The 13018-nt window shown below is 28.0% G+C and carries 11 protein-coding genes and 1 riboswitch (1 of these 12 only partly in view); of the genes, 1 reads left to right on the forward strand and 10 read right to left on the reverse strand.

Annotated elements, in window-relative coordinates:
• The 6 genes from PZA12_RS19275 to PZA12_RS19300 all read right to left on the reverse strand — a co-directional run.
• Positions 1-1207, reverse strand: partial view of an ATP-binding protein gene (locus PZA12_RS19275; RefSeq protein WP_078114748.1) — the 5' portion only. 59 nt of this gene lie to the left of the window's left edge; 1207 of the gene's 1266 nt are visible here — the first part of the coding sequence; it begins with the start codon at positions 1205-1207; the stop codon falls past the left edge of the window.
• Positions 1201-1968, reverse strand: a complete 768-nt coding sequence (locus PZA12_RS19280) for a LytR/AlgR family response regulator transcription factor (RefSeq protein WP_078114747.1) — start codon at positions 1966-1968, stop codon at positions 1201-1203. The genes PZA12_RS19275 and PZA12_RS19280 overlap by 7 nt, the downstream gene beginning before the upstream one ends.
• Before the next feature lie 328 nt (positions 1969-2296).
• Entirely contained in the window at positions 2297-3442 is a 1146-nt protein-coding gene (locus tag PZA12_RS19285) for a tetratricopeptide repeat protein (protein ID WP_078114746.1), read from the reverse strand.
• A gap of 326 nt (positions 3443-3768) precedes the next feature.
• Positions 3769-5142, reverse strand: a complete 1374-nt coding sequence (locus tag PZA12_RS19290) for an FAD-dependent oxidoreductase (RefSeq protein WP_078114745.1) — start codon at positions 5140-5142, stop codon at positions 3769-3771.
• 882 nt (positions 5143-6024) lie between these two features.
• Positions 6025-6678: a hypothetical protein gene (locus PZA12_RS19295; protein WP_026888620.1), complete on the reverse strand. Its 654-nt coding sequence runs from the start codon at positions 6676-6678 to the stop codon at positions 6025-6027.
• A gap of 209 nt (positions 6679-6887) precedes the next feature.
• Positions 6888-7424 (reverse strand): DUF2167 domain-containing protein, encoded by a 537-nt coding sequence (locus PZA12_RS19300; protein ID WP_078114744.1) that lies wholly within the window; start codon positions 7422-7424, stop codon positions 6888-6890.
• Between the two features lie 432 nt (positions 7425-7856).
• Between PZA12_RS19300 and PZA12_RS19305 the strand changes: the two genes are divergently transcribed.
• Positions 7857-8033, forward strand: a complete 177-nt coding sequence (locus PZA12_RS19305; RefSeq protein WP_171772376.1) for a hypothetical protein — start codon at positions 7857-7859, stop codon at positions 8031-8033.
• A 203-nt stretch (positions 8034-8236) separates the two neighbouring features.
• On the opposite strand, the gene PZA12_RS19310 is transcribed toward PZA12_RS19305, so the two are convergent.
• The 4 genes from PZA12_RS19310 to PZA12_RS19325 all read right to left on the reverse strand — a co-directional run bounded on the left by PZA12_RS19310 (position 8237) and on the right by PZA12_RS19325 (position 12800).
• On the reverse strand, positions 8237-9631 hold the full coding sequence (locus tag PZA12_RS19310) for an amino acid permease (protein WP_078114743.1): 1395 nt from the start codon (positions 9629-9631) through the stop codon (positions 8237-8239).
• A 139-nt stretch (positions 9632-9770) separates the two neighbouring features.
• A riboswitch (glycine riboswitch) is annotated at positions 9771-9858 on the reverse strand.
• 276 nt (positions 9859-10134) lie between these two features.
• Positions 10135-10398: a hypothetical protein gene (locus tag PZA12_RS19315; protein WP_241415092.1), complete on the reverse strand. Its 264-nt coding sequence runs from the start codon at positions 10396-10398 to the stop codon at positions 10135-10137.
• Positions 10399-10511: 113 nt separating this feature from the next.
• Positions 10512-11507: an L-glyceraldehyde 3-phosphate reductase gene (mgrA, locus tag PZA12_RS19320; RefSeq protein ID WP_078114742.1), complete on the reverse strand. Its 996-nt coding sequence runs from the start codon at positions 11505-11507 to the stop codon at positions 10512-10514.
• Positions 11508-11849: 342 nt separating this feature from the next.
• Entirely contained in the window at positions 11850-12800 is a 951-nt protein-coding gene (locus PZA12_RS19325) for a transglutaminase domain-containing protein (protein ID WP_041899063.1), read from the reverse strand.
• Between the last annotated feature and the right edge of the window lie 218 nt (positions 12801-13018).

Genomic DNA, 13018 nt, shown 5'->3' on the forward strand with positions numbered 1-13018 from the left:
CATATTCGAAGTTGATTTTTATATATCCTTTATGTGAGTTAATTATTTGTTGTACATTGTACAATCCATAACCTCTTGTACCTATATTTTTAGTAGAATAACCTCTTGTAAACATCTCATTTAAATTAAGATCACTAGAATTTACTATTTGATTTTTAACTATTAAATGAGATGCATTTTTTTCATTTAAAATTCTAACTTCAATATTTTTTTTAATACATTTTTCCTTCATTACCTCATCAAATGCATTATTTAATAAATTATTTAGTACATTAGATATTTCATGATAACTCAATATATTATCTAAAACATTATTTTCTATCTTGTATTGGAAATTAACATTATCTTTTTTTGCTTTGCATATATTTCTGTATATTATAGATCTTACAACTATATTATCAATGTATATAAGTTCATTTACTTTATTATCATACGTATCTTCATCTTTGATATAATTAGTAATTGCTGATTTCAGATCCTTATTATCTACAACTTCTACTATCCCTCTTATTGTATTTTTATAATTAATAAAATCATGCTGCCTTTGTTTTATCTCTTGGATTATTTCATCAATGACGGCATTATATTCATTAGACAGTTTTAACTTTTCTTTTTCCCTTATTACTTTCATAATATATAAATATGTTAAAATCTGAGAAATTACTAATACACTCAATATTAATGTTGCAATAAATAAGTTATTTAAAATCATTTTATTGTCATAATTCCAAATAATTTTAAAAACCACAGCATATATTCCACATGTTAAAATTAGATAAATTAAAATATTACTATCTATCTTTTCAAAAGAAAATGTCTTATTTAAAAAGCTTACTTTTGAAAAAATGATTATGCAAATTAATGTTATTAATTCTATAATTATTATTCCAAAATTATTATTATAAAAAAGTTTATCGACAATTAAAGAAAGCATTAACTGTAAGCTAATCTCTACAAGTAATACAAAAAGAAATCCTAATATAATTTCTTTTAAACCTATCTTGTATATGGCTTTAATTACTACAACAATCATTATATATGTAATAATAAAGTTTACTCCTAATTGTTCAACAATTGTGGTTAAAATAGATACGATAAGTATAATAGATAACAGTTTAGCTATATTATTATTTTTCTTATTTAAAGCTGCCCATAAATAAATTATATTAAATGTATCCAAGCTATTTATAATAAAACTATTTAACATATTATCACTTTTCCTTTTTTAAATTCAGACATAATGCTATTTTTAAATTTGTATCCTAAAAATGCTGTCTTGCTGCATTCATTAAAATATACTTCACTAAGTTTAACGTCTAGTTTTTCTATTTTGTATATATAATTCGTGTTTATTGCAAATGCTCTATGGCTTTGAACTATATAATTGCTATCAATTAACTGCAATATTTTTTTTAAACTTATGTTATATGCAGTATAAACTCCATTGTAAGTATTAATATCGCAGTTTTTACCATCAACTTCTATAAATATAATATCATTTACCTTTATTCCAACGTACACGCCATTTTTTAATGTGATTACAATCTCTTTATCTTTTTCCTTGCTATAATTATCAACTTTGTTATTCAAATCACTTGTTTCATTAAGAATAATCTTATTCAACATAGCTTGTACATCATTTTTATCATATGGTTTTACAATATAGTCATAACAATGGGTTTGTTTAAATGCTTGGGTTATATATTCCATGTGTGTTGTTAAAAATATGATTTGCCTAAATTCGTATTTAGCTATGCTTCTAATCTTCATAGCAAGATCCAATCCTGAAGATTGTTTTAAACTGATGTCTATTAAAAACATATTAATATCATTATTCAAAATTATTTCTAATGCTGACATCTCGCTATCAGCCTCATAAATTTCTACAAAGTCACATACAGATAATATCATTCTCTTTAAAATGTCTCTTTGTATAGAATCATCCTCTACTATAATAATAGAATACAAAAGTACCACTCTCCAATCCATATACAATCTAAAAAATATGTCAATAATACTGTCTCATATAATCATGAGGTTAAAGGCTAATTTCACTTAATCTTATTTTTTATTAGATTATTAAAACGCCTCTACCTATATAATACAATATTATATAATTATATACAATTATCCCACTTTTGTGTAATTTTTATTTATTATTCTTTAAAGGCAGTGATAAAACGTGCTGTATAGACTATTTAATCTAATACAGCACGTTTTAATTATAATTATTCTTATTAAATTTTTTCTAAAATTAATTATATAAAAGTCACTATTTTTTCAGAAACAAATCCATCTAATTGCCCATTTCCTTTATACTATAATCTGCATATGAAGCATACTCAGTTTTGGGATATTTATCTTTTACCTGCCTAAAATATGTAAGAGCATTTGAATAATCATTTGTCTCTTTATAGCATGTTCCTATTTGATACATTAACCAAGGCATAATATCTATGTCAGAATCAATTTGTGAAGTCATTTTTAATTTAGGAAGTGCTTCCGCATACTTTTTTTGTTTATATAGCTTATTTCCATCATTGTATATAGGCCAGATTCCACTTATTTTTAAATCTTGCCACAATTTATCATACTTCACTTTCGTATCATTATCAAAATTTTCATTCTTCAAATTTATTAAATCCTCAGCTGCCATTTCATATTTTCCATCTCCAATTGATTTCTCAGCATCATTTAGCATACCCACGATACTATCTTTATAGCTATCGCTTTTTATTTTCTGATCTTCTGAATCTATTTTAGCTTTCTCACTACTTTCAAGATTTACCATGTTCTCTTCTAACGAATCATCTACTTTGTTCTGATCTTTATCAACTTCCTCTTGCTTTACTATTAGTTTATTATTTATACTAAGCTTATGCAAAAATTCTTGAGTTTCGATAGGAACCTTCGCTATTGCTATCTGAATAAACTTTGGATAAAAATAATTCATTACAATACCGCCCATAATGATTAATGTGCTTAATATAACCATAATTATTTTCCCTGTCGAACGCTTTGGTTTTGTAGAGTACTCATTCCATATATCACTATTAATATGATTTATAACCTCCATATTATTTACATTTCTTCCTCTAGATGATTTTATTTTTAGGCTTTGTATATAATCATTTGCTAAACTATCGTATATAGCGTATTTTTTGAGTTTCTTAAAGACCTTTTCTGCATTTCTATATTGCTTCATGCTAACATAGCACAATCCAATAAGCTTAATTGCATCTGAGAACCCCTTATTATAAGATAAAGCTTTTTTCAAATCATTTACAGCCAACTCAAAGTTGCTTTTTTTTATTTCTCCTATTGCCGAATTATATAGAATAATGGATTTCTTAATGTCATTATTAATCTTATATCTATTCAATTCCATTTCCTTTATATTGATTGGATTTATTTTTTTAATCTCCATCTCAAAATTAACCAAATAATTACCTCCTAAAATATTACATAATAATACATTAATGTTTAAACAATAATATCCTCCCATTAAAATCAGAAAAACTTTGCATTTGCATTTAAAATTTAATTTATTTCTATGTATAAATCTTAGCAAATTATGTAATATAATTCAATATAAAGTCTTATTGGAAAAATATTTTTCAAGATATTTTAAATGTACACAAAATTATTTAATATCTTCTTTTTGAAAATAGTATAAAAAACTTAAGACTATGTATAAGTTTAAAACAATTCTTTCCTATACATAGTCTTTTTTCGCTTCCAAATAATCTTTTATTATAAGTAATTTCTTTAATTTAAATTTTGCCTGATTCCAATTCGTATTCCTTGAGGAAACTTAAACACCTCATACGGATCATATTTCAATTTAACTTCTCTTAATTTCTCTAAATTTTCGCCATAATACTCTTTTTCATATTCCTCAATATCTGCACATGGAAAATTAATATATGAACCTGTTGTTATACTATTTATGTATTCAAGCTTTTCTTTAACCCATTCTATATTCATAGGTGCACATTCAGCTTCTTCCCAAACAGATTGAAGTCCCATTATAAATTTCGCATCTCTATAATAAAAAGCTGTATCATTTTTATCTTTTTCCATAATTGCTCCACCTAATCCATATAGAGAAACAGCTGCATATACTGCACCTTTAGCCCTCTCTTCAACAAGTTCTATGATTTTTTTCATTTCACTTCTACTATAATCCTTATATACGAATCTTCCTGCCGATTTATATTTTTCATATGGAGGATGACTATCTTGAATTCTTCTATTTACATCTAAGACTGAAGTATAGTTAAAATCAAATACTCCTTTTTTAGAAATATTCTTAAAGTCGCCTAAAATTACATCTGCCTCTTCTCTGGTACCATATAATATTCCTGTAATTCTGACTCCTCTTCCTTTTATTTTTGAATTATATATCCCCATCTTTAAATTAACTCTTTTATTTAAACTCATATATAAATGTGTCCAAGTCTCAAATATATCTAATATCTCATGATCATCAGCACCTATATAATCTATATCTATTAAAGTTGCCATCTTAATTTTCTCAGGAAGTTTAAATATCATGCTAGTAACTACTCCAAAATTTCCTCCACCAGCACCTCTTAAAGCCCAAAACAAGTCTGTATTAGATTTATCTGTAGCAACTATTCTTTCCCCCTTATAGTCTATCAATTCAATTTCAAGTAAGTTATCAGAGGCTAATCCAAGTAATCTATTTGAATAACCCCATCCGCCGCCTAAAGTTAGTCCAGAAACCCCAACCGTTGGACATCCTCCTCCTGGAAATGGATAGCCTAGTTCTCCCAAAACCTCGTAAAGTTCCCTATTCCTAACTCCGCCTTGTATTTTTACTATTCCTATTTCTTCATCTACAATAATCGCATTCATTTTACTAATATCAATGACCAAAGCATCATTCCCTATTGAATATCCCTCGTAGTGATGTCTGCCTGACCTTATTCTAATTTCTACTGAATGCAATTTAGCCCAAGTTATTGCATTTATGATATCATCATTAGTATGGCAATATACAATTGCTAATGGATATTTTTCTATAGCTCTATTCCAAGCTTTTCGTTCTTCTTCATAACTAAATTCCTCTTTTGTAATGATATCTCCGGTCAATCCTCTGTAATCAAAATCTATCAAGTCTATCACCTTCTACTTTTCTGCAAATTATTTCATCTACTTCCATAATAACATATTATATTTTTTATAATAAGCGTATTCTATCTAATAAAATACTTTTTTTATACAATCTTTTGATATAAAAATAAAATTTATATAACCCTACCATGAATTTCATAGTATCAAATATATCCTTTAGGATATGCTAATATCATAAAGGATATAACAGTTAAGCAAACAAATATGTTTGAAAAACAATATATTTGTTTTTCAGAATTTAATACAAGTCAAAAGACTTGTATTAAGATTAGATGCGATTTTATAGGGTTAGGAAAAGTCTTATTATAGTAGATTAATTTTATTATAATAAGATTCCAACTTATCTTATAAGGTCAAGCTAAGATTATATTTGGTAGTGTAATAATCATATATAGTCAAAAGATTATATATGGTCGTGTAAGTATCTTATTTAGTCGAACAAAATATTAATATGGGTATTGCACTGTTTAATTATGGTCGAAAGATTATAATTAGATACTAAGTTATCCATATTAGTGTGAGTTATACTGTTATATTCTTTATTTAATGGCCATAGGTAAATTTACATAAATTTACTTATGGCTTTTATTTCTACTCATTTCCTATAACAAATCCTTCTTTGCCTTCTAACTATCCATACAATAAAGTTTTTTCCATATACCAATAAAAGTACATGGGAATAAGTTACTTTTAGTAAATCTTCACATGTACTTTTATTTTATGTTGGAATATTTGCAAATAATAAAATTCATACAAATTATTTTTAAAGGTAATTTTTCTTAGTTATTTATTAATTTAATTTTGCCAGAAAAAATATACAACTTAAATTCAAAGTTATAAGTTAATCAATATACAAATCTAGTTCTATTTTTCTGCTAATTTAACTAATTGTTCACCGAATTCTTCTGCTTTCATATCTGGTACCCATAGCCCAGATTGTGCATCCTTCTTAAATTTATAGGTACCCTTATTGGTCTCAGATGAAGGTTTAGCGCTACCTAATTCAGCTAATAAATTTTCTATATATTTATCTTTAAATTTATTAATTGCTTCTTTTTGATCAGTAATGCCTAAGGCAATGGTTGAATCCTGTGCATCATTAGTTGCTTTGGTATCCATTGCATTAAAATCAATGTATGGTGTTGTTATTGTTATTGTTGCTTCACTTCCATTTTCAGAACCTGCCTCAACAGTTGCATCTAATGACTTTAATGCGTTATATTGAGCTTCTGTTATCTTGTCCAATTCTTCATCTGAAATAAGAATCCCAGCCTTAGTAAAATTCATTCTAGTTTGGTTTTTAGTTGCATCCATTTGAGTCTTGATTATGTTATTAGCATCATCTTCTTTAATGCCAAACTTACCTATATCTGTTTTATCATGTTTTATTAAAAAGTTGAAAAAGAACTTTCCACTTTCACTAGCAGTTGGTTTTTTGCTGCATCCAGCTGTTGTCAGTATAATTCCTATACATAATAAAGTAATTAGCATTAATACAATTTTTTTATTAATTTTCATTTTAAATTTTACCCCTTTTTTATTTTTTGTAAAACTTTAAAAATAAAGTATCTAATGTTTTATTTTTACAAATTTCCACTTAAATATTATATCATAGAGATTCTCAATTTCAATAAGTACTGCTTATATCTAGACTAAGAAAAATAAGTGTAAATTTAGTATTTTTTATATCATTTTTAATTTAAGAATCTATTAATCTTAACTATATATCAACCTCTTATATCTGCTTCAGAATTTTCTTTAAATAAAATTTTATCCGAATTCAATTCAGTTTCATCATGTATATATGGCTTTTTCCTAAATACCCTTATCACTTTACCAAATAGACCTACTATACCGGCTAAAACAAATATCCATGCTTTCTTAAATATTATTAGTATTTTGTTAAGCAAACCTGTCTTAGACACTGTACCTCCAACAATTAGTGCTGCCAATCCTACTTCCGCTACTTTATCACCTTTTATGTAGCCTGAGTATATTTTTCCTTCTTTATAAGCATAATTTTTAATAATATTTTCTAACTTAGGTTTAACTGCTGCCATTAATTCCTTTGTATCTTCTCCATCCGCAAAAATGTACTCACTAGGCAGATTTAATTTCGCTAAGTCAGTTCCTACATTTACAGTCTTCGAACCTTTAGTCCAATTTATTCCTGGAACACCTATTGAATCATAAGCATATGAGATAATTGGAATAAACGTAAATATAGTTAAAGCTGCTAATGTTCTTAATATTTTTTTCAACATTTTTATCCCCCTATGTACTAAGTTACATTTCTTATTCTAAAGTTATTTTCATTTGTTGTATATTATACTTTTGTATACTTTTTCGCTTTCAAATAATACAGGGATTATGTAGAGAAATATATTCTATAATTAGAAATATATTGAGATATTTAAAGTTGATCATCTAGAAAAAATTCAAGAATTAATAGAAAAAAGTATCATTACTAGTTTACAATTCGTCCACCATTTTTATCGCTAATGTCAGCGCAGTATCACCTGCAGCTATTTCCCTGAAGCAATCTCTACCTTTTCTTTGGGATCCATATCATAACAACACAACTACGTAAAAAATCATGGTAATATTTACAATTCAAATTCATCCTCTTAACTCCGTATATTTAATTAAGTTATGCAAATACTAACTTCGAATGATTTATATAGGAGGTGTTAAATATGCCAGGAACAGCTAAACAATATGTTGATCAAAGCGTCTCTTCTTGTAAAGATACTATTAACTCACTACAACAAGCACTTAGCTCTGCAGAAAAACAAGATAATAAGAATAAAATTCAACAAGCAATAAACTCTCTTAATTCTGCATGCCAACAATTATCTGAGTATCAAGACTAATTCAAACTTAGATGTATTGTTAACAATATAATAAACCACTTTATTCTGATTAATTTAGAATAAAGTGGTTTATTATCTTTTATCTTAAATATTTCTTAAAGTTATACTTTATAAAACATAAAATTAATATAATCAGACTTATTAGAAATAGCTGTTATATCAAAACCATGATTCTTTAACAGATTTATCACAGCATTAAAATCTTATGCCAAATTTCTTTTAACAACTTCTTTTGTTTCTGCTTTTGATTTAAGTCCTTTATGAATCAACCAAAGCATAATGAACCATACAGGTGTTACAAATAGAGCTACACGAGTTTCATTATTAAATGCTAATGTAATTATAACAAAAGCTAAAAATGCTAGGATTATATAGTTCATAATTGGGTAAAGTGGCATTTTAAATTTGTTCTTAGCTGCAAGTTCAGGATTAGTTTTGCGATATTTCAAATGGCAAACAACAATAATTGCCCAAATAAAGATAAAACAAAATGTTGATATACTTGTAATTAGAACAAATACTCCTTCTGGCATAATGTAATTCAAAATAACTGAAATCAAGATAACAATTGCTGAAAACATTGTGGAATTAGCAGGTACTTGATTAGAAGTTAATTTATTCATCGACTCTGGCGCATTACCTTCTTTTGCAAGAGAATAAACCATACGGCTTGTACTGAAGATGCCGCTGTTACATGCAGAAGCAGCTGATGTTAATACAACGAAATTTACAATACTTGCTGCTGCAGCAATTCCCACTGCTGAAAACACTTGAACAAATGGACTTTTATCCGGATTAATTGAAGTCCATGGATATATGCTCATGATAATAAAAAGTGCTCCAACATAGAAAATAATAATTCTAATCGGAATATTATTAATAGCCTTTGGAATAACACGTTCTGGATCTTCTGTTTCACCAGCTGTAAGTCCTACTAATTCAATTCCAGTAAAAGCAAACACAACCATTTGGAATGAAAGAATAAATCCAGTTGCACCCTTTGGAAACAATCCGCCATGACTCCAAAGATTTGTAAAGCTAGCTGCACCAGCATCTGTAGAAAATCCTTTAATAACCATAAATATACCTATTATAATTAGAGCTAAAATTGCAACAACTTTAATTAAAGCAAACCAGAACTCCATTTCGCCGAATAACTTTACTGCTGTAAGGTTCATAATCAATAAAACGATAAGAATTATAAGACTTGGAACCCATTGAGCTACATTCGGGAACCAGTATTGTATATAAAGACCTGCAGCAGTTACATCCGCCATCGCAAGTGAAATCCAACAAAACCAGTAAGTCCATCCAGTAATAAATGCTGCTCTCTCTCCTAAATAATCATATACAAAATCTACAAATGAATGATAGTTTAAATTAGAAAGTAATAATTCCCCAAGGGCACGCATAATAAAAAAACAAATTATTCCTGTTATCATATACGCAAACAATATAGATGGTCCTGCTAAGTGAATAGACCTTCCTGAACCAAGGAATAATCCAGTACCGATTGCTCCTCCAATTGCGAGTAATTGAACATGACGATTTTTTAGTCCTCTTGATAAGTTTTGATTTTCTGATTTTAATTGATCCATTTTATCCCTCCATCTTAGTTAAAAGGCATGTACTAAAAAGCCCTTTACTAATATAAATATTTTGTGATTTGAGATATAAATGGGAATAGATAAGATCTAAATGAAGTAATCTATAATATATTACTTTGATAAGATATGTTATCTGTCCCCTGTCCTTTTACCTGAGAGTTTCGCCTTTACAGCTTTCTCCTTCGGTGCTCTTTTCGAGTCTCTCCAAGGTTTCATCCAATAGCGGTCATCTCTAATTAAATAGGTACCTGAAAGATTTACTTCTTCGGTGAATGACTATAGTCATTACTCTCCCGCTATCTTCATCTGAACTTTTAGATTTTACTGTTATATAGTAATACATTTTTAATAAAGTTGCAACATTTTTTTCATTTTAATCAGAATTCTTAAGTATTTTTATCATAATTTTAAAACCATAACAAAAAGAACCCTATTTCTAGAGTTCCTAATTTTTGATATTTTATGTATCACTAAATATTTTTCCTTAACTCACATTATTTATCTTCTTTTATATAGAAATGATTTGGATATCGCTCTTTTTTAAGTTCCTTTTCAGTCCCCAATTCACACGCCATGGTGAAATAATCAACCTTGTAATTAATATGTTCCATATATTTATTTAATTCATCTATCTTCTTTTGAACATTTTCCCTGTGCTTTAATATTAACTCCAACCTTTTATATAATGTACAATCACCTTGGCTATTTAAAACAACGAATTCTTTTATCTGCTCAATGGGCATAATAGAATATTTCATAGTTTCTCTCCTTATACTAGAAATTTCTAAGATACATTATACGCCAAAATCACTATTTTTAGAATCGAAAGAAAAAGAAAATGTATACATAAAACTTATTTTTTACCCATATCCTAGTTAGCACTTATTTCATCAATCATCCTTAGCTCTTCATCTGTGAATTCAATCTTATGAACTATACCCACATTTTCAATAATTTGCGATGGTTTTGATGCTCCTATAAGTACACTTGTTACTTCTGAATCTTTTAATACCCAGCTAAGTGCCATTTGAGCAAGAGTTTGCCCTCTATTCAAAGCAATATTATTTAATCTCCTAATTTGATCTAATTTCTTCTCTGTCAATATATCTTGTTTCAAGAACCTTCCATCTACTTTTATTCTGCTATCGTCTGGAATTCCATTTAAATACTTATCTGTTAATGTTCCTTGTGCCAAGGGACTAAATGCTATAATTCCTTTTCCACTTTCCTTTGCTGCTCTTTTAAGTCCATTGTTTTCAATAGTTCTATCAAATATAGAGTATCTATTTTGATTAATTATAAATGGACATTTTAACTCATTTAAAATTGCAGCTGCCTTTTTCATTGTCTCTCCATTATAATTCGAAATTCCTGCATAAAGTGCTTTTCCACTTTTTACAGCTGTATCAAGAGCCATCATAGATTCTTCTAATGGAGTATCAGGATCCATTCGATGATGATAGAATATATCTACATATTCCAATCCCATACGCTTTAAACTCTGATCCAAACTCGCTAATATATATTTACGACTTCCCCAGTCTCCATAAGGCCCTTCCCACATCTTATAACCTGCTTTTGTACTAATTAATAATTCATCACGATATGTCGCTAAATCGTCTCTTAAAATACGTCCAAAATTTTCTTCTGCACTTCCCGGAACTGGCCCATAGTTGTTTGCTAAATCAAAATGAGTTATACCATTATTAAAAGCAGTAAAACATAATTCTTTCATGTTATTATAATCTGCATTGCTTCCAAAATTATGCCAAAGGCCAAAGGATATCATAGGAAGCTTTAAACCACTTTCCCCACATTTACTATACTTCATCTCATTATATCTATTTTTTGATGCTTGATATTTCATTCTCTCAACTCCTTTGTTTTTATAACTTTACTTTAACACTTAAAGTTAACTTTAAGTCAATATTACATTTTTATATTATTTCTAAAATGAAAAGTTAATTTCTTGTTTGAAAGGGTAAATTCATCTTAGCCGAAGTTAGTCTTGCACTATTTGGGGATAATGGGACTTAAGTCTTGCATTTTCAACAATTATTAAAGATCAAGAATTTACTTATTCACTTAATGATTTTTAGATTGTTTAAAATATATTATGCAAAAATAAACTACCTAAATCAGAACTATCATAAACATTTAGTATTTTATATTGCATAATATATATTTTCATTTAAATTGAATTGTATACCTAATTAGCATTTGGATAAACTGAAGTATCCCATGAATGATCTGCACTTATTTCTTGGTCTGTTAAGTTATAATAGTCGTATTGTATAACATCACCGTAATTAGATACAGGATCATCCCACGTACAGTCCACATGACGCCATTTGTTATTTATATAAACCAAGTTCCATGCATGGGCCTGTCCATCAGCAGTACCCTCTACAACCATTGATTTAATTCCTGCAACAGTAAACATTTTTTGAGCTAAAAGAGAATATCCCTCGCAGACTCCAGTATGTTTAATTAGAGTATTATAGGGATCATATATAGTTAAAGATTGATCATATTTTGTATTATTTATTATCCAATCATGTATCGCACGTTCTTTGTCTGGCTGACTCATGCTATCTGGAGCAATCTGTGCAACTATAGATCTCACTTTCGAATCCAAATCTGCTTCCATTCCTGCTGTCATTTTATAATTGCATTTAACCTGTATTCCAATATTACCTGATCCATCACTTGTCATGGTTACATCGTAATCAGATACATTAAACATTTCATAAGAGTTAGTGATTTTCAACTTACTTATTTCATCTTTAATAATATTTTCTAGGTTGTTAATATCCACACCACTACTTGGACACTCTATATAAAATGATGGATTTTGAATACTGACATTCTTTAATATTTCTTGTCCTATTAATGTATTTACTGAGTCAATCCACACTCCTCTAGAATTCAAGTAATATCCATCAATAGTAGTATTCTGTGCCATATATCCATTTTGGTAGAAATAATACCAAAAGCCATCTATCTTTCTCCATCCAATGGCATATGAATTACCTTCTGTATACCACCAGCCCTTATAATTAGATTTCCATTCTGCTGAAACTCCTATTGGGGTTAGCGCTGTAATCGACGCTGCAACCAATGTACAAATAATGATATTTCTTAATCTTAGACTTTTCATTTTATTCCTCCCTTCAATACTTATAACATAATTGTATATTACTTCATCTTTTTTTCAAATATGTTACAAAACAGTTTTACACAAAAAATCTAGTCATTGTATTTATATTTTACTATACAGGTTTAAATGTTTATTTTTCAATATTATAAAATTGCAATTAAATAATGTTAATTAGAAAATAGAGCCAGTATTCTAACATCTATGATACTAGCTCTATT

This window comes from Clostridium beijerinckii (genome assembly GCF_036699995.1).
Taxonomy (GTDB): Bacteria; Bacillota; Clostridia; order Clostridiales; family Clostridiaceae; genus Clostridium; species Clostridium helianthi.